The sequence below is a fragment of the Stenotrophomonas sp. YJH_SMC_40 genome (genome assembly GCF_059368615.1).
This window is the reverse complement of sequence record NZ_JCAFRX010000003.1, coordinates 84,575-111,427: the sequence shown is the minus strand read 5'-3', so window position 1 is coordinate 111,427 and position 26,853 is coordinate 84,575. Positions and strand designations below refer to the sequence as shown.

At 65.1% G+C, this 26,853-nt stretch carries 30 protein-coding genes; 27 read left to right on the top strand and 3 right to left on the bottom strand.

Going from position 1 to position 26,853, the window contains the following annotated elements; translation table 11 throughout:
* Window positions 1-3: 3 nt before the first annotated feature.
* The 16 genes from AC5P6X_RS06260 to AC5P6X_RS06185 all read left to right on the top strand — a co-directional run bounded on the left by AC5P6X_RS06260 (window position 4) and on the right by AC5P6X_RS06185 (window position 18,540).
* Window positions 4-594 carry a phage tail tubular protein A gene (locus AC5P6X_RS06260; protein ID WP_005412402.1) on the top strand — a complete coding sequence of 197 codons (591 nt, stop codon included), beginning with the start codon at window positions 4-6 and terminating at the stop codon, window positions 592-594.
* Window positions 594-2,726: a phage nozzle protein gene (locus AC5P6X_RS06255; protein ID WP_005412401.1), complete on the top strand. Its 2,133-nt coding sequence runs from the start codon at window positions 594-596 to the stop codon at window positions 2,724-2,726. Before AC5P6X_RS06260 ends, AC5P6X_RS06255 begins: the two co-directional genes overlap by 1 nt.
* Window positions 2,723-3,196 carry a hypothetical protein gene (locus AC5P6X_RS06250; RefSeq protein ID WP_005412400.1) on the top strand — a complete coding sequence of 158 codons (474 nt, stop codon included), beginning with the start codon at window positions 2,723-2,725 and terminating at the stop codon, window positions 3,194-3,196. The genes AC5P6X_RS06255 and AC5P6X_RS06250 overlap by 4 nt, the downstream gene beginning before the upstream one ends.
* 32 nt (window positions 3,197-3,228) lie before the next feature.
* Window positions 3,229-3,627, top strand: coding sequence for a virion core protein, T7 gp14 family (locus tag AC5P6X_RS06245; RefSeq protein ID WP_032961812.1), 399 nt, complete (start codon window positions 3,229-3,231; stop codon window positions 3,625-3,627).
* Window positions 3,628-3,630: 3 nt separating this feature from the next.
* The gene (locus AC5P6X_RS06240) at window positions 3,631-5,805 is read left to right on the top strand and encodes a hypothetical protein (protein ID WP_032961810.1); all 2,175 of its coding nucleotides are present in this window, start codon (window positions 3,631-3,633) and stop codon (window positions 5,803-5,805) included.
* 69 nt (window positions 5,806-5,874) lie between these two features.
* Window positions 5,875-8,976, top strand: a complete 3,102-nt coding sequence (locus AC5P6X_RS06235) for a hypothetical protein (RefSeq protein WP_234500153.1) — start codon at window positions 5,875-5,877, stop codon at window positions 8,974-8,976.
* A 39-nt stretch (window positions 8,977-9,015) separates the two neighbouring features.
* Window positions 9,016-11,553: a phage tail fiber domain-containing protein gene (locus AC5P6X_RS06230; RefSeq protein WP_005412396.1), complete on the top strand. Its 2,538-nt coding sequence runs from the start codon at window positions 9,016-9,018 to the stop codon at window positions 11,551-11,553.
* Between the two features lie 25 nt (window positions 11,554-11,578).
* Complete coding sequence (locus tag AC5P6X_RS06225; protein ID WP_005412395.1) at window positions 11,579-14,383, top strand: tail fiber domain-containing protein; 2,805 nt, start codon at window positions 11,579-11,581, stop codon at window positions 14,381-14,383.
* The gene (locus tag AC5P6X_RS06220; protein ID WP_126411773.1) at window positions 14,383-14,868 is read left to right on the top strand and encodes a hypothetical protein; all 486 of its coding nucleotides are present in this window, start codon (window positions 14,383-14,385) and stop codon (window positions 14,866-14,868) included. Before AC5P6X_RS06225 ends, AC5P6X_RS06220 begins: the two co-directional genes overlap by 1 nt.
* A 26-nt stretch (window positions 14,869-14,894) precedes the next feature.
* Window positions 14,895-15,164, top strand: a complete 270-nt coding sequence (locus AC5P6X_RS06215; RefSeq protein ID WP_005412393.1) for a phage holin family protein — start codon at window positions 14,895-14,897, stop codon at window positions 15,162-15,164.
* Complete coding sequence (locus AC5P6X_RS06210; protein WP_032961803.1) at window positions 15,161-15,406, top strand: DNA packaging protein; 246 nt, start codon at window positions 15,161-15,163, stop codon at window positions 15,404-15,406. Before AC5P6X_RS06215 ends, AC5P6X_RS06210 begins: the two co-directional genes overlap by 4 nt.
* A gap of 8 nt (window positions 15,407-15,414) precedes the next feature.
* Complete coding sequence (gene terL, locus AC5P6X_RS06205) at window positions 15,415-17,079, top strand: phage terminase large subunit (protein ID WP_032961836.1); 1,665 nt, start codon at window positions 15,415-15,417, stop codon at window positions 17,077-17,079.
* A gap of 8 nt (window positions 17,080-17,087) precedes the next feature.
* Window positions 17,088-17,279: an LPXTG cell wall anchor domain-containing protein gene (locus tag AC5P6X_RS06200; RefSeq protein ID WP_005412390.1), complete on the top strand. Its 192-nt coding sequence runs from the start codon at window positions 17,088-17,090 to the stop codon at window positions 17,277-17,279.
* The gene (locus AC5P6X_RS06195; protein ID WP_065426719.1) at window positions 17,276-17,773 is read left to right on the top strand and encodes a hypothetical protein; all 498 of its coding nucleotides are present in this window, start codon (window positions 17,276-17,278) and stop codon (window positions 17,771-17,773) included. Before AC5P6X_RS06200 ends, AC5P6X_RS06195 begins: the two co-directional genes overlap by 4 nt.
* 9 nt (window positions 17,774-17,782) lie before the next feature.
* Window positions 17,783-18,091: a hypothetical protein gene (locus tag AC5P6X_RS06190; protein WP_005412388.1), complete on the top strand. Its 309-nt coding sequence runs from the start codon at window positions 17,783-17,785 to the stop codon at window positions 18,089-18,091.
* A complete protein-coding gene (locus AC5P6X_RS06185; protein WP_005412387.1) occupies window positions 18,088-18,540 on the top strand; it encodes a hypothetical protein in 453 nt (150 codons plus the stop codon). Before AC5P6X_RS06190 ends, AC5P6X_RS06185 begins: the two co-directional genes overlap by 4 nt.
* Window positions 18,541-18,561: 21 nt before the next feature.
* Here the strand turns inward: AC5P6X_RS06185 and AC5P6X_RS06180 are convergent, their stop codons facing one another.
* The 3 genes from AC5P6X_RS06180 to AC5P6X_RS06170 all read right to left on the bottom strand — a co-directional run bounded on the left by AC5P6X_RS06180 (window position 18,562) and on the right by AC5P6X_RS06170 (window position 19,929).
* Window positions 18,562-18,963, bottom strand: coding sequence for a response regulator (locus AC5P6X_RS06180; protein ID WP_125899042.1), 402 nt, complete (start codon window positions 18,961-18,963; stop codon window positions 18,562-18,564).
* An 88-nt stretch (window positions 18,964-19,051) separates the two neighbouring features.
* Window positions 19,052-19,384 carry a hypothetical protein gene (locus tag AC5P6X_RS06175; protein ID WP_032961798.1) on the bottom strand — a complete coding sequence of 111 codons (333 nt, stop codon included), beginning with the start codon at window positions 19,382-19,384 and terminating at the stop codon, window positions 19,052-19,054.
* Between the two features lie 215 nt (window positions 19,385-19,599).
* The gene (locus tag AC5P6X_RS06170) at window positions 19,600-19,929 is read right to left on the bottom strand and encodes a hypothetical protein (protein WP_032961796.1); all 330 of its coding nucleotides are present in this window, start codon (window positions 19,927-19,929) and stop codon (window positions 19,600-19,602) included.
* 1,075 nt (window positions 19,930-21,004) lie between these two features.
* Between AC5P6X_RS06170 and AC5P6X_RS06165 the strand changes: the two genes are divergently transcribed.
* The 11 genes from AC5P6X_RS06165 (at window position 21,005) to AC5P6X_RS06115 (ending at window position 26,812) form a co-directional block, all read left to right on the top strand.
* Complete coding sequence (locus tag AC5P6X_RS06165) at window positions 21,005-21,166, top strand: hypothetical protein (protein ID WP_154267699.1); 162 nt, start codon at window positions 21,005-21,007, stop codon at window positions 21,164-21,166.
* 68 nt (window positions 21,167-21,234) lie between these two features.
* Complete coding sequence (locus tag AC5P6X_RS06160; protein WP_004154558.1) at window positions 21,235-21,405, top strand: hypothetical protein; 171 nt, start codon at window positions 21,235-21,237, stop codon at window positions 21,403-21,405.
* A 64-nt stretch (window positions 21,406-21,469) separates the two neighbouring features.
* Complete coding sequence (locus tag AC5P6X_RS06155) at window positions 21,470-22,069, top strand: DNA polymerase III subunit beta family protein (RefSeq protein ID WP_076739530.1); 600 nt, start codon at window positions 21,470-21,472, stop codon at window positions 22,067-22,069.
* 52 nt (window positions 22,070-22,121) lie between these two features.
* A complete protein-coding gene (locus AC5P6X_RS06150; RefSeq protein ID WP_005412384.1) occupies window positions 22,122-22,445 on the top strand; it encodes a hypothetical protein in 324 nt (107 codons plus the stop codon).
* Complete coding sequence (locus tag AC5P6X_RS06145; RefSeq protein ID WP_005412383.1) at window positions 22,445-22,885, top strand: hypothetical protein; 441 nt, start codon at window positions 22,445-22,447, stop codon at window positions 22,883-22,885. Before AC5P6X_RS06150 ends, AC5P6X_RS06145 begins: the two co-directional genes overlap by 1 nt.
* Window positions 22,882-23,064, top strand: coding sequence for a hypothetical protein (locus AC5P6X_RS06140; RefSeq protein ID WP_032961794.1), 183 nt, complete (start codon window positions 22,882-22,884; stop codon window positions 23,062-23,064). The genes AC5P6X_RS06145 and AC5P6X_RS06140 overlap by 4 nt, the downstream gene beginning before the upstream one ends.
* On the top strand, window positions 23,061-23,321 hold the full coding sequence (locus tag AC5P6X_RS06135) for a hypothetical protein (RefSeq protein WP_032961791.1): 261 nt from the start codon (window positions 23,061-23,063) through the stop codon (window positions 23,319-23,321). The genes AC5P6X_RS06140 and AC5P6X_RS06135 overlap by 4 nt, the downstream gene beginning before the upstream one ends.
* Window positions 23,322-23,384: 63 nt before the next feature.
* Entirely contained in the window at window positions 23,385-24,005 is a 621-nt protein-coding gene (locus AC5P6X_RS06130; RefSeq protein WP_032961789.1) for an antirestriction protein ArdA, read from the top strand.
* A gap of 241 nt (window positions 24,006-24,246) precedes the next feature.
* Window positions 24,247-24,387 (top strand): hypothetical protein, encoded by a 141-nt coding sequence (locus AC5P6X_RS06125; RefSeq protein WP_005412379.1) that lies wholly within the window; start codon window positions 24,247-24,249, stop codon window positions 24,385-24,387.
* A gap of 739 nt (window positions 24,388-25,126) precedes the next feature.
* Window positions 25,127-25,501, top strand: coding sequence for a winged helix DNA-binding protein (locus AC5P6X_RS06120; protein WP_005412378.1), 375 nt, complete (start codon window positions 25,127-25,129; stop codon window positions 25,499-25,501).
* A 66-nt stretch (window positions 25,502-25,567) separates the two neighbouring features.
* Window positions 25,568-26,812, top strand: a complete 1,245-nt coding sequence (locus AC5P6X_RS06115; protein WP_049417433.1) for a tyrosine-type recombinase/integrase — start codon at window positions 25,568-25,570, stop codon at window positions 26,810-26,812.
* Window positions 26,813-26,853: the final 41 nt, after the last annotated feature.

Here is a 26,853-nt window from a genome sequence, read left to right as displayed (position 1 = left end):
TCCATGAACCTCGAACTCACTCCGACCACGGAACTCGAAGCCGTCAATGTGCTGCTCGGTGCTATCGGCGAAGCGCCGATCAGCGACCTCGAAGCGCTCGGCAACCTGTACGCCTCGCAGGCGCGCGACACCCTCCGCGCGGTGAGCCGCGAGGTCCAAACCGCTGGCTGGTGGTTCAACACCAGCGAGTCGTTCACCTTCACGCTCAACGCGGAAGGCAAGGTGCTGCCGCCGCAGTCGATCCTCAAGCTCGTCCCCGCACGCGGAAGCGAGCCGCTGGTGATCCGAGGCACGCGCCTCATCAACCCGCTCACCCTCGCCGACACGTTCTCGTCGGCCCCCACCGCCGACTTCGTGACCTGGTTCCTCGCCTACGAGGAGCTGCCCGAGTCGGCCCGCCGCTACATCGCCGTGCGCGCTGCGCGTCTGTTCCAGACGAGCGTGCTGGGTAGCGACCAGCTCTACGTGTTCACCGAGAAGCACGAGGAGGAGGCATACCTCATCTTCGCGCAGGAGCACGCCGACTTCACCTACGCCCGCGGCCACAACTTCCTCAGTGGCTCGACGGACGTGTCTGATATTTGGGACCGCTGATGCCGCTAATCACGGGGGACTATCCCTCGTTCCTGGGAGGCGAGTCGCAGCAGGACGATACCGTCCGCTCGCCGAACCAGCTCACCAAGGCGATCAACGCCTGGCTGCATGCCGCAATGGGCGCTGGCAAGCGCCCGCCCGCCGAGTTCGTTGCTGGCCTTGGCGTCACCCTCGATCACGACTGTGCCTTCCACTCCATCGTCCGCGATGAGAACGAGCGCTACATCGTCGCCGTGGGTCACCGCAGCATCCGCGTGTTCGACCACGAGACCGGCAAGGAATACACCGTCAACGCCACGGGCGACGCGCTCAACTACCTGGACACCCAGGGACAGCGTGCGTGGTCGTGCTTCGCGCTGGCGACGTTCTCCGACACCACCTTCATCGTCAACCGGCTGGTAGACGTGAAGCAGAGCGATGAGCTGTCGCCCGGTTCGCTGTACGGATCGGCGCAAACGATGTCCGACCTGCCGAAGCCCGGCGACAAAGGCTCGGCCGTTGTGCCGACCGGCGCGATCTACAACATCATCGGCTCGTCCGAATCGCAATTCGACGACTACTACGTCCAGAAGCAGTCCTCCTCGGTCTACCTGGAGGTCGCCCGGCCGGGCATCAAGCACCGCTTCGATGCCAAGACGATGCCGCACATCCTCAAGCGCATCCCCGATCCAGTGCATGCGGACGGCTTTTGGTTCTCCTTCGGTGGACCGGAGTGGACCGCGCGCCTCGCGGGTGACGAGCAAAGCAACCCGTTCCCGTCCATCGACGGCCAGCGCATCCGCGAGGTGTTCAAGCACCGGGACCGCCTAGGCTTCCTGGCCGGGGAGAACGTGCTGATGTCCGAGGTCTCCGATCCGTTCAACCTCTGGCGCACTTCGGTGACCCAGGTGCTCGACGCCGACCCCATCGACGTGAGCGTCAGCGGGTCTAACGGCGTCACCACGCTCTACCACGCAGTCCCGTTCCAGTCGGCCCTGTTCCTTGCCGCTGCGGGCGGCCAGTTCCTCCTGACCGCCGAGCCGTACCTGGCCGCCAAGAACGTCAAGAGCGATCCGGTCAACAGCTACAGCAGCTCGCCGTACATCCGGCCGAAGCTGATGGGCGAGTCGCTGTACTTCACCGAGGACAGCGGCGCATACGCCAGCGTGCGCGAATACTTCATCGACGACCTGTCGGTGACCGGCGACGCCGCCGACGTGACGGCGCATGTGCCCAAGCTGATGCCGGGCCGCATGCGAGCGATGGCGAGCGCAAGTGGTGCCGACTGCGTGTTCTTCGCTCCTGACGAGCCGACCGACGCGCAGCTCTACGTCTACTTCGTCCGCTGGATCGGCGACGAGAAGCAGCAGTCCGCATGGACGCGCTGGTCAATCTCCGGCGTCGGTCGCATCGTCCACATGCACGCCATCAACGACGTGCTGTACGCCGTCGCGGAAGCCCCAGGCGGCGGCTGCGAGCTGCTCAAGTTCCGCATGGTGCTCAACCAGCACGACACGGATGCCACGGGCGACTACAACTTCCTGCTCGACCGCATGCTGGTGGTGCAGCCCACCTATCAGCAGTTCGGCAACGAGACCTGGATCGACCTGCCCTACATCGTGCCCGATGGCATGACGGTCACCGTCCTCAAGACGGACGACTGGCAAGACCCCGGCGCGTACCTGGACATCACCAAGGCGCGCTGGGACAACGCCCGCACCCGCCTTGCGCTCCCCGGTAACCACACCGAGGGCCGCGTGGTCGTCGGCATGGACTACGAGCACCGCCTCACCCTGACCAAGCCCATCGTTCGCGGTGGGCAGAACCAGGCCGTGCTGGTGGGCCGCACGCAGGTGCGTGACATCGAGGTCGCCTACAAGGATGGCGCGTACTTCGAGCTGGAGGTCGAGCAGCACGGCAATGGCCGCGTCGAGACCTACGTGGCGTCGCACTCCGGTGCGTACACCGCGCGCGTCCTCAACGACTCGGTGTTCCGCACCAGCGCCCCGACGTTCCACTCCGGCTCTCGCCGGTTCCCCGTGCTGGGCGACGCCAACAGCGTCCGCATGCACCTCGTCAACCGCCTGCCGTTCCAGTGCTGGTTCCAGTCAGCACAGTGGCGCGGCATGTTCGTCTCCCGCAGCCGAGTATGACCCTGACCTATCGAAGCCCCACCGCCAGCGACATCCTCCACGTCGCCGAGAACATGCGGCAGGAGGACATCCTGGAGGTGGCGGCTTCGCATGGTCACACCCCGCTCCAGGCGCTCGCATTTGCAGTGACCGCGAGCGACCGCAGTTTCGCCGCGATGCACGACGGTTCCCCCGTGTGCATCTTCGGCTTCAGCCAGCACGCCGAGGGTATCGCCTCGGTTTGGCTGCTGGGCACCGACGCCCTGGTGGCTCCCACGTTCTGCCGCACGTTCCTCCGAGAAGCTCGGCGGATCAGCGACGAGTGGTCGGCCACCTTCGGCACCATCTTCAACTTCGTCGATGTCCACGCCGTCACCACGCGGCGATGGCTCGGCTGGCTTGGCTTCCGCGAGAGCGGCGTCGAGTCCGCCTACGGCTTCGCCAAGACACCCTTCGTCCGAGTAACCAAGACCCCATGTGCAACCCCGTAGCAGTCCAGGTCGGTATCGCCGCAGTCAGCGCGATGGCGACCATGTACGGCCAGGATCAGAACAACAAGGCCATCGAGGAAGCCGCGGAGCGTCAGCAGGAGCAGATCAACGACCAGGCCGCCGAGCGCACCCAACAGCGCATGGAGGAGGCCCGCGCACTGCGATCCGCGATGCGCGCCTCCGCAGCAGAAGCGGCAGTGTCCGGCAACTCGGTCGAGCTGCTGGCGAACGACATCATGGCCCAGGCTGGCCGTGACGTGGCCCTCATCGAGAAGAACCGCAGGAACGGAGTCGTCGAAAGCGGCTCCGAAGCACGCGCTCGTATCCGCACCGGCAATGCCGAGGCGCTGGGCGGCGTGATGCAGTCAGGCGCGAATGCCTACAGCAACATCCAAACCTACAAGCGCTATTCCATTCCCGGAGACGAGTAACCCGTGGCTCGCACGAAACCCCAAGAGATCATCCGCCGCGCGCAGGTGCCGCAGCGTCTCGCCGAGCGCCCCGTTCTGGCGGTGCAGGCTGACCAAGCGTCCTCCGCTGGTGCCGGTGTCCTCTCTCGCACCGCCGCTGCGGTGCTGACGCGCGTCTCGGATTCCGTCAACTCGCAGATGATCTCAAACAGCCGCGAGCAGTACAGCGCCGCGGCGACCCAACGTATGCAGGAGGACGCCGAGGGTACGCCCCGGCAGGCCGAGGACTTCGTTGCCCAGCAGTCGGAGTCATGGCGTCGCGGCTACCTCAAGGCAGACGGCATCATCCGCGTCCGCGACTGGCAGATCGAAGCGGCCAAAGAGATCGCCAAGGCCGAACCCGGCACCGACATCGAGCCGCTCATCAAGGAGCGGATGGCTGCGCTGACGCAGAACCCCGAGTTCCAAGACCCGCAGGTCCGCAAGGCCCTGATGCCGGTCGCCATGCGCGCCGCGCAGCAGGTCCGCCAGCAGTGGCAGGCCGACTCGATGCGGGAAATGCTGGTCCGGCAGAAGGAGTCGCTGACCGCGATCATCCGCGACGGCATCAAGGGCGGCACGTTCCTCACTTCCGAGGGCATGAACGGCCTGTACGCGATGCTGGACCAGGAGGAGTACGCCTATCTCAACAAGCGCGACGTGGACGAACTCTACGTCGAGGCCGCCAAGGAGGAGCTGGCCGCAGGCAACCGCGATCCTCAGTCGATCCTGGCGTTCCTGGAGCAGGACCGCGGCGACGGCCAGCCCGGCTTGATGAACACCGAGCACGGCGACGAGCTGCGCGCGGCGGCTGCCGCTGGTGCCCGCGTGATCGCACACCGCGAGGACGAGGCACGCAAGCAGGCGATGGCCGAGGCAGAGTGGACGCTCCAGGGCCTCGCGGATCGCGGCCAGCTCACCCACAAGACCATCGACACCTGGGCCAGTAAATTCGGCCTGAGCGGTGGCGACCTCCAGTCCTTCAAGCGATACTGGAACAACCAGCAGGAGCAGACGCTTCGCCGCTGGGAGCAGGAAGCGAAGGAGCGCGCCCGAGAGGAGCGCATCCGCAAGCTGGTAGCCGGGGGCAATCCCTACGAGATCAGCGACGCCGACCTCAAGAAGCAGGCCGGTAAGGAGTGGGAGGAAACCCCGCAGGCCGCACGCGGCCAGGTGCTCCAGAAGTGGGCACGGCAGGGCATCGTCATCCCCCAGCTCGAACGCATCCTCAAGCGCGCTGACCCGGCGTTCCAGGAGAACTTCCAGAACGCCGCGACGCTGTACGAACAGCTCCGCAAGGTCTCGCCCAAGTACGCCGATACGGTCGCTGGCGGCGAGGCTGCCGCAATGCTGGACCAGTACCTCTACGACACCCGGCGCAGCGGTCAGTCTCACCAGGAGGCCGCTCGCGTCCTGACGCAACCGAAGCGGGAAGTCGAGGAGGCCCGCTCGGTCATCAACGACACCTGGAAGTCCGGCATCAAGGACTACCTGGAGATCGACGGCAAGCCGCGTGACCCGCGTGAGCTGCACCGCATCCGCCAGGAAGCCGAGCGCATCGCCTCGCGTGGCGGAGTGTCCGGCGAAGCTGCCATCCGTGCAGCGGTCGGTCAGATCGACGCCCAGCGCACGACCGTCAACGGCCGCCGCGTGCCAAACATCGGCATGCCGCAGGGTGCCGAGCCAGCGGTAGACGAGCTGATCCAGACGGTCGCGCGCAAGCTCGGCCGCGACCCGGATGAGCTGTCGGCCCTGCCCAATCCCCGCAATCCGGGGCAGTGGCAGATCGTCGGCCCCGACAACTGGCTGATCCCTGACCCGGACACCGGCCGCGCCATCGGTTTCGACCCGCGTGCCATCGCGGCACAGCACCAGCGCTGGAAGGGAGACCTTGCGGAATCCCAGGCGCGTCGTCGGGTCGAGCAGCGCACCACCTGGGCGGACCAGTCCCGGAACATCCGCGACCTGCGCTCGCAGTCGGCGACCACGGAAGTCCCTGCGGCCATCGCCAAGCGCGACGCCAGCGCCGCCGAGGCTCCCGCCTTCGAGCTGCCCAAGTTCGACCTCACCAAGCCGCTGGTTCCCAACGCGGGCACCAAGCAAACCACCACCACCCCGGCAGTCCCCGAGGACTTCCTGGAGTACCTGACGAGGAAGTAAGACCGCATGTTTGAATCCCTACCCGGCGCAGACGAGAACATCGTCAAGCCGGCAACCCAGCAGCCCATCGTGCAAGCCGTGCGCGAGCGCAAGGAGCAGCGAGAGGCCGCGGAGCGCCGGAAGGATCAGACGACCGTATGGGACGGATGGGGCGCTGCCCAGGCAAAGGGCGGCATCGGCTTCATCGACCGCTTCATCACCGAGCTGGGCTACGAGCCGCAGCAGGGCTATCGCATTCCCGCAGACGCGCGCAAGCGCTGGGAGTCGATGGGCCTGCGCCCGGAGCAGTGGGAGCTGTTCGGCCGGGCCACGTCCGACGAGCACCTCTCCTATCTGGAATCCGTGGCCTTTATGAATCAGATGGCGGACGACGACCTGGCGCAGTTCGGCCTGGGCGGACAGATCGCCCTCGGCTTCACCGACCCGGTGGCAACCGGCCTCGATCTCGCCACGGGCGGCCTGGGGTACGCAGCCAAGGCCGGACGCCTCGCCAACGCGGTGCGTTCCGGTCTACAGGCTGCGGGCACCTCCGCGCTGATGTCGGCCGCAACCTCCACCTACGACCCCGAGCAGACGCTCGCGGATGGCGTGCAGAGCGCCGCCCTGTCGTTCGCGTTCGGTGGTGCCCTCGGCGCTCGCCGGGGTGCCCTGTTCGACGGCGAGGTGAAGCCTGACGTGGTGAAGCGGCTGGCCGGTGACGACTCGCTGTCCGCCGCCCGCGTGGCAGGCACCGCCGCCAACGACCTCACGCCAGGCGTCCTCCCGCTGCGCAACGAGAGCGCATTCGAGCAGGAGTTCACCGACAAGGCGCTGGTCAACGCGCACATCACGCCCCACTTCGCCACCGTCCGCCGCGACCTTGCTGCCCGCATGGGTAGCGCCAAGTCGCCGCTGGTGCGCGAGGCGGGCCGCCTGCTGTTCCGCGATGGCGTCGGCTACACCGATCGCTCCGTCGCGGTCCAGGAGTCCACCAGCGAGTTCGCCAAGCGCCACCTGGCCGTCATGGAGACGGAATGGCGGAGCGGAGTGAACGCCGCATGGGACGCCTACAAGCAACGGACAGGCACCCATTGGTGGAACTTCTCCGAGCGCGCAAAGTTCAACGAGGAGGTCGGCCGTGCCGTGCGCGGTGCGCCTGACGTATCACCGGAAGCCGCCAAGGCGGCCGGCAGCGTCGCCAAGGCGATGCGCGATGCGCTCAAGCTGGCGCAGGACAGCAACCTCGACGGCTTCGCCAACGTGGCGCAGAACGGCAGCTACCTGCCGCGCTACTGGAGTGGCAAGGGCTTCAAGCGCCTGTTCGGCGAGATGCAGCTTCACCAGGACGACGTGATCGAGCAGCTCATCAAGCCCGCCATGCGTCGCGCCTGGGAGGCCACCACCGACGAAGGCGACGAGATCGACGACGAGCTGCTCGGGGCGGTTGCACGCTCCTACCTCAAGCGCGCCCAAGCGAACTTCGAGGGCGACGGGATGGACCTGCTGGTCCGCCCGCTGGACAGCGATTCGGTCGAGGAGATCGGCAACATGCTGACCGAGGCGGGCGTCTCGCCCGTGCGGTCGCAAGAGCTACTGTCCAAGCTGGAGCGCAAGACCTACGAGTCGGGCAAGCTCGACCGCGCGAAGAAGCGCATCGACCTCGACGAGACCTACTCCACCACCATCCGCAACGAGGCTGGCGAGGACGTGCAGGTCTCGATGGCCGACCTGTTCGACAACGACGTGGACTCGGTGATGACCCGCTACATGCGCGAGATCACCGGCTGGTCGGCGCTGTCGTCGAAGGCTGGCATCAAGAACCGCGCACAGCTCGACCGCTTCGTGTCGAAGCTCAAGAGCGACGCCCGCAAGTCCGGCGACGACGTGAAGGACATCGAGCGCCTGATCGACATCGGCCTCAAGTCCACCTTCGGCCGCAGCACCGAACTCGATCCCGCCAGCCGAGGCGCACGCTACGCGCGGTTCCTGCGCAACTGGAACTTCGCCCGCGTGATGAACCAGGTCGGCTTCTCGCTGTTCGCCGAGCTTGGCCCGACCATCGCGCATGCCGGTCTCCGCAACTTCTGGAACTCCGTGGGTGCCGCCCGCGACTTCCTGGTGCGCGGCGCTGACGGCAAGCTGTCCTCGCAGGAGGCGCGCGTCATGGAGCGGCTGTTCGCACCCGGCACCGACTGGCTGCGCAACCCGCCGTTCCTGCGCCTGGACGAGGATGCGCTAGTGCCGCAGACGTTCAACGTCAAGCACGGCGAGAAGATCGACAACGCGATGAACATGGCGACGCACGTCACCTCGGTCGCATCCGGCATGGCCCCGATCAACACGATGCTCCAACGCATCGCCGGTCGCGCCACGCTGCTGCGGCTGCTGGACATGGCGAACGCCAAGAAGCTGTCGGACGCCGAAGTGGCCCGCCTGCGCACCTGGGGCCTCGACGAGAAGGCCCAGGCCGACGTGTTCGGCTACCTCAAAGGCAAGCGGCAGATCGAGCAGATCGACCCGGACAAGCTGCCGTTCCAGACGCGCGAGCGCATGGCGGCCTTCCTGTTCCGCGTGACGCGACACCAGGTTCTCGAAGGTGACGCCTCGGACAGCATCGAGCTGATGCACTCCACCACCGGCCGCATCGTCACGCAGTTCCGCAGCTTCATGGTCAACAGCTACACCCGCCACTTCCTGAACTCCGTCCACCACTACGACGACTGGCGCACCTACGCGATGGTCGTGCTGTCCACTTCGGCAGCAGGCATGGGCTGGGCGGCTCGCACGTACATCAACACTGCGGGCAACCCCGAACAGCGGAAGAAGCAGCTGACGCAGGAGAACTTCTACAAGAACGCTGTCGCGCAATCGAGCTGGTCGAACGTGATCCCCGCGGTCACCGACGCCGTGTGGGCGGACGCCTTGGGTAACGACCCGGTGTTCGCCAACAACCGCTCGACCGGCCTGGAGAACGGCGTGATGGGCATCCCGTCCATCGACCTGTTCAACAAGGTCTACGGCAGCACGCGGATGATCGGTTCGGCCATCCGCGACGATGAGGAGATCACCGAGAAGCAGATGCGCGACTTCTGGAAGATTTGGTGGTTCAACAACATGACGGGCGTCCGCAACATCGCGGATCAAGCCCTACAGCAGTTCCCTGACCGCAAGGACGGGACTGATCGACCGTAACCAGGAGGCCCTTCGGGGCCTCCACCTTTTTGAGGACGCATGATCGAACTATCGCGCGGCCTTTCCTTCGTGCTCTACACCTACGAGGGAGGCCCTACGCGGTTCACCGTGCCGTTCCCGTACATCGCCCGCGAACACATCCGGGCGTTCGTCGGTGAACCGGACGCGGCCCGCGCTGTCTCCGTGTCGTGGGTGGACGCCAGCACCATCGAGATTCCGTCGCAGGATGGCGTGCTCGACGCACCCTACACTGTGACCATCCGGCGATTCACGCCGATTGACGCCCTCCTGGTCAACTACAAGGAAGGCGCAAACCTCCCGGCGCGCGACTTGTCCAAGTCGTTCCGCCAACTGCTGTACGCACACCAGGAACTCGCCGAGTTCGGTGGTGGCAGCGGCCTCCCCGGTGGCGGCCCCGGTAACCCCGGTGGCGACCCGGACCTCAACGCAATCATCGAGCAGCTCCTCCGCTCGCCAGCACTGCAAGACCTGCTGACCCGCATCGACCTTATCGACGTGAACGCCGAGGCGATCCTGGAGGAAATCATGCGCTCGCACGAGTTCTTCGACGTGCAGCGCGACTATGGCGACAAGATCAGCACGGCCACCCACGAGATCGGACTGCTGACCGAAGGCAACAAGGTCATCGCGCAGCAGATCATCGACCTGTTCGCGCGGGTGGACTACGGCGAGCAAAGTAGCCAGGCACGATTCCTGGAGGTCAATCGCGCCATCGCTGACGAGCGCTCCGCGCGCGTCGAGGCGATCACCGAGCTGCAAGGCCAGGTGGTCGAGAACGGCAAGACGATCTCCGCAGCGCTCAACCAGCGCATCGACGAGGTGGAGAGCACCACCGAAGCGGCGCGTGCGGCCACCGAGCAGCGCCTCGGCGCAGAGATCGAGGACAGCGCGGCGCAGGTCCGCACCGCGGTCATGGCCGAGGTTGACGCAACCAAGGCCCGCGTGTCCGACGTTGAGACGGCAGTAGTCCGCCACGGCGAGAACATCGCTGGCCTGGCCGAGACCACCGAAGCCCTGACGGACGCCGAGGGTGCCAACACGGCATTCCGACAGCAGATGGCGGCCAGCTACGGCGCGAACGTGCCGCAGGGGATTGCCAATGAGATCGACGGCCAGGTGTCGGCGGTTTCGGCCGCCTTCGAGCAGCGCATCGACACCGAAGCGTCCGCGCGCGAAGCCCTGGCTTCCCAGGTATCCACGCTGGAGACCAGCACCGCGCCGACGATCTTCTCGGACGCGCAGCCCTCCCCGCCCGCTGGCGGCTTCAAGGTTCCGACCTTTTGGGTCAAGACCGTGCAGACCGGCGCGTACCTGACGCAGATTTGGGATGGCACCGGCTGGCGCAAGGCCGACCTGGATGTCACCTCTCCGACCGGCGCGCTGGTGCAGCAGCTCAACACCACCAAGATCACCGCCGAGCAGGCACAGGCCATCGCGGCCACGCAGGTCCAGGCGTTCAAGGACGGCGACTTCGCCACCATCCGGCAGGAGTTCAACGTGGTCGCCGGGCAGCACTCCGGCATGTACGGTCAGTGGCAGGCCAACTACTCGGTCAAGATCAACGCGGGCACCATCAACGGCGTCCCCGTGGTCGCCGGTATCGCCCTCTCCGCCAACCCGCAGACCGGCAGCGACTTCATCGTCACCGCGGATCGCTTCGCCTTCGTCCACCCGCAGTACACCTCGGGCGGCACCTTGGCGAGCATCAAGTATCCGTTCGTGATCGGCACTGTCGGCGGCCAGTCCACCGTGGGCATCCAGGGTGCGCTGGTGGTGGACGGGACGATCACTGCGGACAAGATCAGGGTGAACTCCCTGGCCGCGCTCACGGCAAACGCAGGCACGATCAACGGCGGCACGTTCAAGACCCACACCCTCGACGGCAACGGCAACATCGTCAACGCTGCCGAGTTCCGCGTGGAAATCTCCAACCTCGGCGACTGGCCCCTGTGGGTCGGCTCCGGCGCGAAGAACGCCAACAACGCGGTGTTCTACGTGGACCGCAACGGCGGCGCGTTCTTCCGAGGCCGCGTCAATGCTCCCAACATCGTTGGGCAGTTCCAGTCGGCGACCGGCGTGTGGTGGACCGGGGCAACGAGCCTCTGCTACCAGGCGGGCAACAACTTCATCCCGCTCGGCGATTGGGTGGCGATCCACGAGTTCTGGCTCGGCGCTCCGGTGCTGGCTGGCGAGGGTCATACGCCCTCCGTGTCGGTGACCGTCACCGCGAACACGCGCGTCTACGGGCTGCACGTCATCTTGGAGGAGCTGCGCGACTCTGTGTGGGTCGTCATCGCCTCGCACGAGCCGCCGATGTACCGCGCGTTGATTCAGCAGATGGGCGGCGACGGCAACACCTTCACTGCGTCCAACTTCTACACCTACGAGCAGTCGGTGACGCTCTCGGCGTCCGGCGCATGGACAGGCGGTGCCCGCGCATTCCGCGTGCGGTGCCGCGCATCCAGCCCGCCTCCGCAGGTCCACGGCTACGACGCCCCGGCCTACCCGAACTACCTCATCACGTCGATTGGCGGCTTCGCCTTCGGCATCCGATAACCCTCAGAGAGAACCCAAGCACCGCATGAGCACTACCCCCGGCTACGTCTCCAACGCCGAGCTGGCCTCGCGCCTCTCGACGCTGGTAGACCGCTGGAACCGGCGCGAGAATCAGATGATCGCGCTGCTGACTCAGGAGGAAGGCACCGTCGTCGTGACGGACGGCCTGGGCAACAACCACACCCTCCCCTCGTTCCCGCAGCTCCAGAAGGACGTGGCCGGGCTGACCGACGAGCTGACCGGCTCGGTCGTGCAGGTGCGCGACCTGGTGTCCGTGGCAACCGGCATGGCGAACGCCGCGCAGGCGTCCGCAGATGACGCCTCTGGCTTCGCCGACGCTGCCGAAGCATCCGCCGTGCGCGCTGCGGAATCCGCCGCGAGCATCGACGACGACGTGCAGGCCACCGCCGACGCGGCGACCTTCGCTGCTGCCAAGGCGGCCGAGGCTTCCGACAGCGCGACCGAGGCGGCAAGCTCCGCAGTGGACGCCGCCGCTTCGGCGACGGCCTCGGCCACCTCGGCGCTGGCTTCGGCTGGCTCCGCAAGCCAGGCGGGCACGTCGGCCACCGCAGCGGGTCAGGCGCGTTCCGACGCGCAAGCAGCGGCGACTGCTGCCGCCACGTCACGGGATCAGGCGCAGACCATCCTGGGCTATGCGACCGACGCGGCCGACCGCGCGGAAGCTGACGCCACCGCTGCCGCAGCATCGGCTGCCGCAGCCGCCGACAGCGCGACCGCCGCAGCGACCTCGGTCACTCAGGCGACCACCCAGGCCAACCGGGCGGAAGCCCAGGCGTCCGCCGCGGCGACCAAGGCTGGCGAGGCTGCTGGCTCGGCGACCACCGCAGCCGGTCATGCCTCCGCTGCGTCCGGCTCGGCGTCTGCCGCCTCGATCTCGGCGCAGACCGCATCGTCGGCCAAGGCCGCTGCCGAGGCTGCCCGCGACAAGGCTGGCCTGTACGCGAACGCGCCGCAGGGCACCGAGGTCTCGCCGGGCGAGTTCTCGGCGAAGCATTGGGCCGCCCAGGCGCAGGCTGCCGTCACTGGCTCGCTGGTCTACATGGGATCGTGGGATGCCGGCACTGGTGCGTTCCCGGCCAACCCGGTGAAGGGTCACTTCTACAAGGTGGTCGGCGAAGGCACTGTGGGCGACATCCACTGGCGAGTCGGCGACCAGGCGCTCTACGGCGCTACCTGGGAGAAGATCGACAACACCGATCAGGTCACCAGCGTCGCCGGTAAGCAGGGCGACGTGACCCTCGTGGCTGGCGACATCGGCGGCCTGGGCGCGCTGGCGACCCGCGACGACGTGGACTTCAACACCCACGTCACCGGGAAGCCGACGACCTACCCGCCGAGCACCCACACGCACACCAAGGCGCAGGTCGGCCTCGACAAGGTGGACAATACCGCCGACCTCGACAAGCCGATCAGCACCGCGACGCAGACGGCGCTCGACGGCAAGGCGGCGGCGACGCACACGCACACCATCGCCAACGTGACCGGCCTCCAGTCCGCGCTCGACGGCAAAGCGGCGGCGTCCCACTCGCACACCATCGCAAACGTAACCGGGCTGCAAGCGGCGCTCGACGGGAAGTCGGCAATCGGCCACACGCATACCGCCGCCGAGATCGCCAACGTCGTCAACGTGACCGACGATCAGTCCATCGGTGGCGTCAAGACGTTCGCCTCCGGGCAGATTCGTGTGCAGGGATTTGGCGGCGAGGCCACGTCCGGCGTCATGTACCTGGGGTCGCTGGATCGCTATGTGTACGTGCCGCCAGCTGCGAACTCGCTGGAGTTCCGATTCGGCGATGGCACGGGTGGCGTCGCGTCCCTCAACGCTGGCGGCACCGTCTGGACCTCGGCGAACTTCAACCCGGCAGGAAAGGCCGACGCCGGTCACACGCACACCATCGCAAACGTCAGCGGCCTCCAGTCCGCACTGGACGGCAAGGCGAGCCTGGGTGGCGCAACCTTCACCGGGCAGGTCACTCTGGCCTATGGCGCGCCGCTGCGGTTGACCGGCATGGGTGCAGCGGGAACCGCGTACATCCACGGAACGAACGGCGCTGGCGATGACGTTTGCTCGATCACCCGCGTGAACACGAACAGCTGGTACAACCTGTACTGGAACGGTGCTGCGAACATTGCGGGCCGCCTGACGGTCGGCGATCAGATTTACCTCAACGCTGGCTGGTTCCGCTCCCAGCAGTCCGGCACCGGCTGGTACTCGGAAGCGCACGGCGGCGGCATCTGGATGCAGGACAGCACCTGGGTTCGCACCTACGGCGGCAAGGGATTCCTTATCGCTGGCCCAGGCGGTAGCGGTGGCGACCTCCGTTTGGAGAGCTACTCGCCAACCATCACCTGTTACGACTCCGACAACGGGACCACGCACTGGCTCCATTGCAACGACAACAACCACGGCTTCCTCGCCAGCAACGCCTTCTCGTGGTGCGCCTACCGCGACGGCAGCAACAATTGGGTCGCCACGGGCAACATCGTCGCCTATGCGTCCGATGCGCGTCTAAAGAAGAACATCGTGGACGCCTCGGCCTCCAAGGTGGCCGACTTCTTCGACCGCTTCCGTGTACGCGAGTTCGATTGGGATGCCAAGGCAATCGCCGAGCTGAATCCCACGTTCCACCCGAGCGCGGATCACGAGGTCGGCGGCATCGCGCAGGAGGCCGAGGAGGTCTACTCGTTGATGGTCGCCACGCACGCAAACGGCATCAAGACGATCCAGTGGGAGAAGGCTATTCCCTTCCTTATCGCTGAGGTGCAGGCGCTGCGTAAGCGCGTCGCGGACCTTGGGGGAGGTGCCTGATGGCCCTCCCCGGCTCCGGCCCTATCTCCTGGGAAATGATCCGCGCCGAGTTTGGCGGCGGCTACCCGATCTACGCGGACCAGTATTACCGAGGACGTGGATTGGTGCCCGACGTTCCGGCCAACTACGGCGTCCCCACGAGCGGCCCGATCTACGCCTCGCAGTTCTACAACGCGGTCAAGGCGACGCCGTTCCAAGCATCGCTGTCGCCGAGCTACCTGATGGGTAACTGGCCTCAGTCCACCAACGGCACGGTCAGCGAGTCGTTCAGCGTTTATTGCTCGGGCGGCACCGGCAACTACTCCGTGGTCTCCCGCTCCGTCACAGGCGGCGCGTCGATCTCCGGCAGCGGCCTCGGTGGCACTGTGACCGCCTCTGGGCGGAACACCTCCCGCATGGGGCAGTTCACAGTCGTCGTCACCGATGGCGTCACGCAGATCACCCTGACCGGCAACTACGAGTACAGCTTCGGTCGTCCGCTCTAACGCATCCACCACCTACAAGAGACCTAATGCACGATGAAGTGAAGCTGGTCGGCGCTCTCGCGGGCGTCGGCCTCATCGTGGGCATCGCAAAGATGCTCACGTCGAACGATCCGATCACCTGGAAGCAGGCGCTCGGCCGCGCAATCCTCTCTGGCGCTACCGGCCTTGCCGCTGGTGCCATCGTCATTTTCATCCCCGGCGTCTCCTTCGTCGCCCAGGTCGCGCTCGCGTGCATCCTGGCGTCGCTCGGCACGTCCGCGCTGGAGACCGTACTGAACCGCGTCGTCAACAAGTGACCGCCCCCAAGGATGCCTTGGAGCGACTGCACGCCGCAGTCGCTGACAAGCTCGCCGACACCATCGACTCGATGGAGTCGGACGCGAAGGGCCTGGCCTCGATCCTCAACGTGGCCCGGCAGTTTCTCAAGGACAACGGCATCGACGTTGCGGCCACGCCGCCCGGCTCACCGCTGGGCAAGCTGGCCGACAAGGTGTCCGAGTTCCCGTTCGATCCCGCTGAGGATGGGCGGCTGAACTGATGGAGGGCATGACGAGCCTCCACGTTCGTCACCCTTTCGAGGACTTCCGCAACTTCGCCTGGTACGTCTGGAAGGAGCTGGGGCTACCAAGCCCCACTCCGATCCAGTACGACATCTGCGAGTTCCTGAAAACCGGCCCGCGCCGTCGCGTCATCATGGCGTACCGCGGCGTCGGCAAGTCCTGGGTGACGGCCGCCTACGTCTGCTGGCTCCTCTGGAAAGACCCCCAGCACAAGATCATGGTGGTCTCGGCATCGAAGGAACGCGCCGATGCGTTCTCGGTGTTCGTCAAGCGCCTGATCGAAACCCTGCCTGAGCTGCAACACCTGCGCCCGCGTCCCGACCAGCGCAACTCGAACCTGGCGTTCGATGTCGGTCCCGCGCAGCCCGATCAGTCGCCCTCGGTGAAGTCGGTCGGCATCAACGGCCAGCTCACCGGCTCCCGCGCCGACACCATCATCGCGGACGACATCGAAGTCCCAAAGAACTCCATGACCGTCGTGCAGCGCGAGAAGCTCGCCGAGCTGGTCAAGGAGTTCGACGCGGTGCTCAAGCCTGGCGGCGAGATCATCTACCTCGGCACTCCGCAGACCGAGGAGTCGCTCTACAACAAGCTGCCCGAGCGCGGCTACGTCATCCGCATCTGGCCTGCGCGCTACCCGAAGGACACCAAGCACCGTCAGGTGTACGGCGACCGCCTCGCGCCGATGATCGCCGATGCGTTCGACGCGAACCCCAAGCTCGCCTGGAAGAACTGCGAGAGCGTCCGCTTCTCCGATGAGGACTTGATGGAGCGCGAGGCGTCCTACGGACGCTCCGGCTTCATGCTCCAGTTCATGCTCGATGCGTCGCTGTCCGACGCCGAGAAGTACCCGCTCAAGCTGTCCGACCTGATCGTGATGGACGTGGACCGCGAGGTCGCTCCGATCCGCGTGGTCTACAGCAGCGGCCCGGAGTACATCGTCAGCGACATCCCGTCCGTGGGCTTCACTGGCGACCGCCTGTACCGGCCCATGTACCTCGCCTCGGAAATGGAGGAGTTCACCGGCAAGGTACTCGCCATCGACCCCTCGGGCCGAGGTGGCGACGAAACCGGCTACGCGGTCGTCGGCATGCTTCGCGGCATGCTCTACGCGCGCCGCGCTGGTGCGACCAAGGGCGGCTACGACGACGACACGCTGGAGACCCTGGCGCACATCGCGCGCGCCGAGAAGGTCTCCGCAGTCCTCATTGAGGCGAACTTCGGTGACGGCATGTTCGCCAAGATGCTCTCCGGCGTCCTGGCGCGCGTGTACCCGTGCTCCATCGAGGAGGTGAAGCACTACGGCACCTCGAAGGAGAACCGAATCATCGACGTGCTGGAGCCGGTGCTGAACCAGCACCGCCTGGTGGTCGATGCCTCGATCATCCGCGCCGATCAGAAGTCCGAACAGAAGTACCAGCTGTGCTACCAGCTGACGCGCATCACGCGCGACCGCGGCGCACTGCGCCACGACGACCGCCTCGAAGCGCTGGCGATGGCCGTGAAGTATTGGGCCGACCAGCTCTCCCGAGACGTGTCCAAGGAGGAGCAGCGCTACCTGGAGGAGCTGCTCGACCGCGAGTACGCCTCCTTCATCCAGTCCGTGACCGGCCGCATGCCGTCACCCGACAACTACCTCGACATCCTGTAGGAGACCCAATGTCCAACACGCTCGCTGCGTGGCTGATGGCGCTCGCCGCCGCTGGCCTGCTGTACCTGTTCCTGCGCCGCAAGAACGACGACGACAACGACGGCCCGAGCGCACCCGCGCCGGTAACGCCGTGCGACTGCAACCACGCTCCCTGCTGCCACACCCAGGGCGGCCAGTCGAACCCCTACGCGCCGGTATGACCGACGCAAAGCTGCCGAGCCTCGTGGAGGTCAGGGACAACCTGATCCCCGCGGCGGCCCGGCTGCTCCCCGGCGTGGCCTTCACTCCCGAAGCGAAGGTCATGCTGCTCGCCATTGGTCTCCAGGAATCTCGCTTCGAGCACCGCAGGCAGATCAAAGGCCCCGCACGCGGCTTCTGGCAGTTCGAGGCGGGCGGCGGCACCGCAGGTGTACTCCGTCACCCGGCGACCTCCGCACGCGCCTCACAGCTCGTCTCCGCGCGTCTGGAGCGTCCCTCGACCGCTGCGGTCAACGAGGCGCTCGCCTCCGACGACGTGCTCGCCTGTGCGTTCGCTCGCCTGCTGCTGTTCACCGATCCGCGTCCGCTGCCCGCCCTGGGTAACCCCCAGGCCGCATGGGACTACTACGTCCGCAACTGGCGGCCGGGCAAGCCGCACCGTGACACCTGGGACGCGCTCTACGCGAAGGCCCTGGCAACCATCCGCAACACCTAACCGGAACCCATGAACTTCAAGACCATCTACAACCGCGCCAGCGAGCGCCTGGTGCGCGCCTACGAGCGCGCTAAGGGGTACGTAGCGCTACGCATTGCCCTCGCCTCGCAGTGGCTCCTGGAGCGCCTGCGCGAGACCTCCCGTCGCACCTACACCGGCTGGCTGTTCGTCGTCGTGTTCCTGGCGCTGCCCTACGTCGTCCTCGGCGGCCTGTGGGAGCACCTGCGGAATGCCGCGGAGCGCCTGTGGGATGACGTGAACGACATCGAGTGGGCTGCGTTCACCCCGAGCTACTGGCGGGAGCACATCAAGCAGTGACCACGCTGGCCTTTGACGGCCGGCTCGTTGCTATCGACTCGCAGGTCACCGCTGGTGATCTGCGGTACGAGGAGGAGAAGTTCTACCGCACCACCGACACCACCGGGCGCGACCTGGTGGTGTTCGGCGCGGGCACCACTTCCCACATCCAGCGAGCCGTGCGCGAGCTGTCGGAGGGATTCGACGAACTGACCAAGGGCGAGTACACGATCCTCGTGGTCGGCCTGCGGGACAACCCGGTGGCCTTCTACCACGACGGTCTCCCTCTCGACCTCCGGCGCGACTTCCTCGTCGCCGGTAGTGGTGGTGCGATTGCCCTGGCCGCCATGAAGGCAGGCCACAACGCGACCGAAGCAGTCCTCATGGCCTGCTCGACGGACCTCTACAGCGGTCCTCCGGTGCAGACCTACGACACGGTTACAAAGCGTTTCCTAAAACGCCGGACCTGAACTACTGGCGCATGGACGCGCCTAAACAGGAATGCCGATTTGGCGAGTCCTATCAAGGGCGCTCATGAGTTCTTTGATGCGGTACGGCTTCGGGAGAAAGGTCGCCCACTGGTGAGCGTCAGGGAGCTGCGGGTTCGGCACCCCGGACGCGAACATGTAGGGAATTCGGTGCGACAGCAGGTAATCGGCGACGGACATTGATGCTCCGTCCTGCGTCTGGATGTCTAAGATCGCCGCGTGAAATGCTTTCGCCTCTATGCGGTCGAATGCATCGGCAGCGGAGGCGACCACATCGACCTCGTAACCCTGCATCGCCAGGATTTCCTTCAACATCCCTGAGAGGTCAGGATCATCTTCCATGACCAACAACGAGCCGAGCCGACCCTGGCTGTATGCATCCGTAGCCATCGCGCGTTCTCCCACGCCTACGTTCCCCAAACGGTTCGTACCGTACACGACGGCCAGTTAAAAGACAGGAAACGACTCTACCTGAAAGTGAACAGTTCAGCTATCACGCCAATTCTTCATCCTTGAACCACCACATTACAGCCAAGACGACAAACCAAACGATCAGCGGGACGCCAATCGTGAATTCCACGAGTAGGCCTCTCATGTGCTCGTGCTGCGCGGCCTCAGTCAGTGCAGAATCCAGAATTGGCACCGCATCGGCCACCACGCTGTACGCGGTCGTGTCATCGTTTATGACCTCGCGGGTACGTTCGACCAGCTCCCGTGCTGCTCGAAGCTTCGCGTGCTGATATGCGGCGGGCACTCCAGCACAGACCAGCGAGAGGACAGTGACCAGCGCCGCCAAGCGAATGAGGAGGGTATTGAGCGATGCCATAGATGCTCGTTGTAATGTCTATGCCAACCGCTAAGTTTATTCGACCACGGAGCACTGGGAGGGCTTGACAAGGGTGCTATCATAGTAAGACCTAAGTATTACTCTAGCAGGACTATAGAGTTCTATTCATTGGTATTCACCATCAAGTAGAGCTACAGTTCTCCTATGCACTCCTGGGGTGTTCCTCTGTCCTCCTTGGGTGCCACTGCGGCGGACTAGACCTCCGTCCCATCCTTGATGACCCATAGCACCACGCCCGCACCAATCCAAGCGAGCGCCGGGATGCCCAAAGCGAGCTGGAGAAACAGGTTGCGGGAATTGCGGTTGCTGATGAGGTCATTCGTCGCGGCGTCAAACGTCCGCACCGCCTCATCAACCAACACCTGCGGCGAGGCGTCGTTCTCGATGATCTGCTCGTTCCAGGAACGCAACTCCTCAGCGCTCCTTACGCCGGTCTGAAAGTACGCGGCAGGGAGTCCTGCGAGCACTAAGGCCAGGACGGTGATCGCGGTAGCGGTTCTTATCGTGTATCGGCGGGCGTACATAACGTCTCCTCGAAGTGACAGAGGTGGTCGAAAGGTTTGCGGCAAATTTCCGAAGGAGTATCCAACTACTTGGAACGGCGCGATCACCCCCCGTAGGGGGTCGCCCCCTGTAGCGTAAGGCACGATGCGCCCCCTTCGCGTCACCTGCGGCGTCACCACCTCGGCTAACCTACTGATTCCAAAGGTGAACCACCGGATTAGGTATCCAGTGCCTAGGCAATCCCATGCGATACCTGGGCAACCTGCGGACATCCGCGCTCAAACGTTCGCGCCCCTGTCTGTCCCTATCTGTCTTTTTGCCCTGACCGCCACGCGCCCACCTCGGCACCACCTCGGCACACCTGCCGACCACCTCGGCACACCCTGCCCGGCCTATGCCCACCTGCCGCCCACCACGGCCAGCCAATGCGCCACCACGGCCCACGCAAGGCCCGCCACGGGCACCCCTACCGCCCCGCCTATAGAAGCTCCCCACGCGCGCGCTAGGCGCTCCCTGCGACCATCCAAAATCGTTGCCATCGGGGTATTGACAGCCATGCGGGGATTGATCTAATCTATACCCGTCGCCAGCAACACGGCGGCAGCGGAAAAGGCGGCGACAGACGTGCGACCGATGGATCGACAGCACCTAGAGCTTATCCCGCCAGCACTGAGGACTAGCCCCAAAGGCCCCTAAGCGCACCGCAGGTAACGTCCGGCTCAACCATCCCCCTACCGGGAGTGATTGACAAACCGGGAGCAAAAGGGCATAATGCCCACCATCGAACAACGGCCGCAGGGTGCGGTCGGGACAGTAGGAAAGGGGCAGGCAGGAGCGCCGCCCACGGCAGAACGCGGGGAGCTGGGAACACTAGCCGCGCCGGGAAGTGTAAGGGCCGATGAAGGCCGCCACGGATACCGGGTCACCGCCAGAAAGAGCGGGGCCATCTGTACGGGATTCCTAGGCGAGCTGGAGGCGCTCCCGGAAGCTGGCGACGGTCAGATTCCATGCCTTACGAGCATGAGTCTGACCGCCAAAGCGCCCCTACCGTTGTGATGGGGCGTTTTGGTGGTCCGATTCACTGGAGAGCAACCCATGACGATGATCCCGTTTGATATGACCGCCCGCGACTACTACGTGGCCGGTTGCATCCGCCGCGGCATCCGCGAGCACCGCGCCCGACTCAACGAGCGGGAGCGCCAGGCACACAAGAACCGCACCCAAGTTGCGCCTTGTCCATCCCCCGTTGTCATCTGATCCCCTTTCGTCAACCCGGTTTTCCACACCCCGCCGACGTGTGACGGCGGGTCTTTTTTGGAGCTACCATGAGCACCAATGGACCACTGGAGGACTTGCAAGTGCGCAAGCTCACCGCTGAGATTCGCAAGATCAACCGCGAGAGCGACAAGCTGATGATGGAGACCCGGTGGTATCCGCTGGTGGTCGCCACGGCCTTTGTGGCTGGCATCGTCACGCTGACCAAGCTGTTCCTCTAACAGCGCCCTACCCCAATCCCCCGAAGCCGCCGCAAGGCGGCTTTTTTGTTGCCCGGAGAAAGCTATGAACAAAATTCCTTCCGCCCTGATCGCCGCCGCTCTGCATGTGGCCCCCAAGAATGACGTTCGCTTCTACTTGAATGGCGTGCTGATTGAGTCGCACGCCGATGGTGCGATCATCGTTGCTACAGACGGCCACCGCATGCTTGTGGTGCGTACCAGCCTGCCGTGGGACATTGGCAAGATCATCGTGCCGCGCAATGCGTGCGAGCTGGTCGCCAAGATGAAGGGCGATGTCTATTTCAGCGCCGTGGACGATGCCAGCCGGTTCAAGGCGGAGCGCGGAGGCCAGGCCATTGAGTTTGCTGCCGTTGATGGAACCTACCCGGACTGGCGTGCTGCGGTGTCCAAGCCGAACGAACTCAAGCTGTCCGGATTCGCGCCTGCCGTCCTCGAAGGCGTAGTGAAGGCGGCCGGTGTAATTTGCAAGGCATTCGGCGGCAAGGCCACTTCACTGATTCCGGTGACTGGCGGCGACGTGGCGGCCATGTTCGGTATTGGCGGCATCACCGATCCGAGCATCAGGTGCGCGTCTTTGATCGTCATGCCAATGCGCGACTCGTCATACCCGGAAGCCCTGTGCAGCGACGCGCTCCGCGCTTAACCCGAACCCATCAGCCGCCGCAAGGCGGCTTTTTTGTTGCCCGGAGAAAGCCATGAACCTCGACAACTACGCCCCCGAGAGCGCGAAGCGCATAGCCGTGGCGCTGGTGGATGCCGCCCTCGCCGCTGGTTACTCGCTCGGCGTCTACGACGGCGAAGAAACCACGGTGCGGCACAGCCGCGACCGGCAAGAAGTGTTGGAGGCCCTCGCCTCTACCGACCACGATCACCTGCGGTTCTACCGCCCGGACGCAACAAAGGCGGGGTTTGTGCTCCTGATTTGGGAGAACGGGGACGACGCCGCGAGCGACTGGAGCGACAACGACGAGACCAACGCGCTGGTGATGCCGGTGCTGCGCGGGCTGGGGGTGCTGTGATGGAACTGCGCACCTACGGAACCCGCAACGTGTTCCTGGCACAGCCGGGGCGCTATCACGAACAACTGGCGGCGACCGCGATGACGCCGCAGCAAGCCGAGGAGTTCGCCACCGTGGTCAACCGCGCAATCAGGGATACCGACTTCGACCCCATCGACCTCGCGCAGCTGGCGAGCGGGTGGACGTGGCCCGAGCCGATGAGCACCGCGCCGCTGGGCATTGAGGACTCCGAATTTCTTGTCGAGGTGGCGCGCATGCTGCACCGCCTCTGGCAGGAGGTCGGCGAGCAGTGGAGCGGCGTTTGGGCCTACGACATCGCCGACCCGCTGGGCGGGTGGCTGTCGAGGAACGGCATCAACCACGAGACCGCCGATGGCGTGGCCCGCGCCGAGCAGCAGGCCCGCGCATGGATCGCCGAGGGCATGGGAGCCGCGCGATGAGCTACCGCGAGGAGGACATCTTGTTCGAGACCGAAAAGGCATGGGTGCTGCGCAAGGGGCCGAACCATTTTGAGGTCTACAAAATCGGCCTCACCCACTCGACACGCCACGGCATTTTTCACAACATCCCCGGCGCACTGGATCGCGCCATCGAACACGCAAAGGGCCTGTCGCAATGAGCAATGACAACGAGCTGGCTGTACCTGCCGGTGACAAGCTGGTCACCCTGGGCGACCGATCGGTCTCCTACGGTCCCCGCCAAGAGTTCGACGGGAGCGTCGAGCCTTGCGCACCGATGGCCGCGCAGTTTTGGGGCGTCTACCGCTGGGCCGGTAAGGACCGCTGGTGGTGGATTGCCGACGTGGCCGACGAGGACACCGCCCGCGCAGTGGCCGCCGCCTACCTGCTGAACGTCAAGCCCGATTGGGCGCACTGACCGATAACCACCCCTGATCCCGAGGCCCGCCTAGTGCGGGCCTTCGCATTTCTGGAGCACACCATGCAAATCTACGTTGCCTGCCTTGCCTCATATAACGCTGGCGTCCTGCACGGCGAGTGGATCGACTTGGAGGGACGCGACGCCGACGACGTGCGCGATGAGATTGCCCGCATCCTGCGCGAGTCGCCGCACCCGAACGTGACCGTTGATTGCCCGGATTGCGGCGGTACTGGAACCACATACGTCCCCCGAGTATTCGGCGGGGCGGAATGCACGGCGTGTGGCGGAAGCGGCAAGGTCGCCAGCGCCGAGGAGTGGGCCGTCCACGACTACGACGACGTGTTCGGGGATACCTGGGGCGAGCACCCCGACCTGGACAAGCTGTGCGCATTGCAAGAGCGGCTGGACGAGTTGCACAACGACACCGAACGCGCTGCCTACACGGCCTTCTGCGACCACGAGGGCCTCGACGATGTGACCGTGGAGCAGTTCCACGAAGCCTACGTGGGCCAGTTCGATAGCTGGGCCGACTTTGCCGAGAACTATGTGGACGAATCGGGGCTTCTCCACGGCGTGCCCGACGCCCTCTCCCGCTACTTCGACTACGAGAGCTATGGCCGCGACATTCGGCTCAACGGTGACGCGTTTGAGGTGAGCGGCTTCTACTTCTGGAGCCGCTAACGCCGCTTCCGCAAGACCCTGCGCCAATACAGGTATGTGCGATGCGCCGGCACCGAGCTAGTCCACACCCATACGACTAGGTGAAGGGCCGTAATGGCGACTTCTACGCGGGGGTCAATCATCGAACGGTCCTTGGGGTCGGGAGTGGCGATCACGCCCTTCAGCCCTAATCATAAGGCCAATCTCGATATTTGGCACTCATTGTTCCATTTGTAGCACTTGCATAACAGGAGACTTACATATGCGTAACGCAGATTTCACCGCAAACTCGACCCTGGTGATCGTCAACGTGGCCCTCCGCGTCCACCAGTTCGGCCCGTTCTTGGTATTCGAGCGGGAGGTTTTGGTCCTGCATGAACGGACCTACGAGGTGCCCGAATGATTCGGACCATCAATTTCGACCATAACGAGAAGCGCGGCGCTCTCCGCGCGATGCTCGGCCTACTCAACGAGCGCGTCCAGTTCTCGGTCGTCCCCGAGGACTGTGGCTGGCGGGTGTCGTATCCGGTCCCACCCGCGGCCCCAACGGAGACCCCGCGGCCATGACTTCACTGCACCAGTCGGGATCAATCTCTCCCGTGGTACTTGATTCCTACGGACGCGCCATCATTGTGGCCTGTAGTCTGCCCGACGGCAGCGTCATGCTGTCGGGCTGCGCATCCGCAGACGACCAGGGGGGCGTTCTCAGTCTATGAGTACGGTGAGACGGACAATAGCCAGCGCGGTAGTCCGCGTAGGGCAAGGACTGTTTTTTGCATCCGTGGTCGGGGCCATTGTGACCCTGGCGGCGATGCTGGCACTACCGTTCTTAAAACACTGAAACGTAAGACCTTTTTGTGGAGCGCAGCCGGGGGTGGCGGCGCATTACAACGCCGTGAGCAGGGGACAGGACGGCCCCTTCGCAGGGCAGAAGTACCTGGACCTGTTCGTGAAAGCCTTTGGATATGAGATCGGAATCGACCCCTCCCCCACGCCTTGGCAGCGTGGTTTCTGGATGGACAAAATTGGCAAGAATGCCATCAACATTGGCTTGGGCCTTGTAATCCTTACATTGCGGCTCCAAGATAGACCCTGATGGTTTCCCAAGGGGGAACCATCCCCTTACGGAAAATGAGCGCACCATGAATCTCTCGCAGAAAGAACTGACGGCCATTCTCACAACCGCACTGTCAGCCTTCCGGGAAGAGATCGACGAGGACATCACCGCCACCCGCATCCTCACCCTACTCGCCGTTGTGGACGAGCCGGGCATTCAGCAGGTGGACCTTGAGCGCGTCCTCGGCGGACTCTCTCCCTCCGCAGTGAGCCGCAATGTGCTCGACCTGTCGTCTATCAAGCGTAACCGCGAGCCGGGGCCTGACTTCCTAGAGCAGCGCCCTGATCCCGCCTACCGCAAGCGCAACCTGATCTTCCCGACGACCAAGGCGCTGCACTGGCTGGCTTCGCTCGCAGAACGTGTCAACCGCAAGGTGACGGCGCGCGTCGCAGCCGCCTAACCCCCAACACCCCGTTGTGCCCCGAGGCCCGCCTAGTGCGGGCCTTTTTCATTTCTGGAGATACACATGGCCCTTCGCCTCAAAGGGACCGCGCCCAAGCCGGGTGCGCCCGATAAGCGCTACTACATGCTCGACGTGCAGGAGGGATACCGGCGCGTGCGCTTGTCCACCGGCACCCGCGACCGCGTGGCAGCCGAGCGCAAGGAGCAGGCGGTCCTCGACGCCCTGCGCGACGACCCCGAGATTGCAGAGGACGCGCTGCGGGAGCTGATTCGGGGCAAGTCCCGGTCGGTGCAGATGGCCGTGGCGAAGGCCAAGGTCCGCCAGCGCACCCTCAAGGACGCGATGGACGACGCGCTGGACGACCGCAACTTTTGGGGCAAGCTCCGGTCCATCGACACCGTGCGTACCAACTGCAAGGTGGTCCAGAGCTACCTGGGCGAGGAAACGCCCATCAACGACATCACGCAGGCCGCGGTCAACGACATGGCGCAGCGCATGCTCGCCGACAAGGCGGCTCCCGCCACCGTGAACCGCAAGATGCAGTGCCTCCTTGCCCTACTGAAACGCGAGAGGAAGGCCGGCCGGTTCTTGGGAGAGCTGCCCGAGTACAGCTTGGCCGACGAGAGGGACAACGCACGCACGTTCGTCCTGAACGTTGAGGACGAGGAATTGATCCTGGCGCGGCTGCTGGAGTGGGACACGCTCCCGAACGGCCCTGCCGGAGGGCACCCACGGGTGCGCGACGGGGCGGACTACCGCGACCTGTTCGTGTGCCTCGCCGACCTGGGCTGCCGCATGAGCCAGGCCATCGGCATCCGGTGGTCCGAAGTAGTCGATCAGGGCGGAAGGCTCCACGTCCGCTTCTGGCGGCACGCTACGCTCAAGAAGGGGCGTCCCCGCACCCTACCCTGCACCGCCCGTGTCGCCGAGGTTCTACAGCGGCGCAAGGACGCCCTGGCGGCCACATCGGACGGCCCCTTCACGATGCTCAATCGCACGCGCGCCGACCGGCTGTGGCAATGGGCCATCAAGGGGACACATCTCGCTTCCGAGAAGGAGTGCGTACCGCATGCGCTCCGCCATACGTGCGCCACTCGGCTGCTGCTGGCGACCGGCAACATCAAGCTCGTGCAGGAGTGGCTCGGACACCGCGACATCCAGACCACCTCAGCGGTCTACGCGAAGGTACTGGCCGAGCAATCGCTCCAAGGCATGTCTGCACTGGAGCAGTTCCGCCTCCCAGCCGCCTCGAACGGAACAGGTGACGTTCCGAGACAGGGATCAATTGCCAAAGCGGGAATCCAATAGGACAACTGACCGTCGCCAGCTTATTTTTCAATCACTTAGGC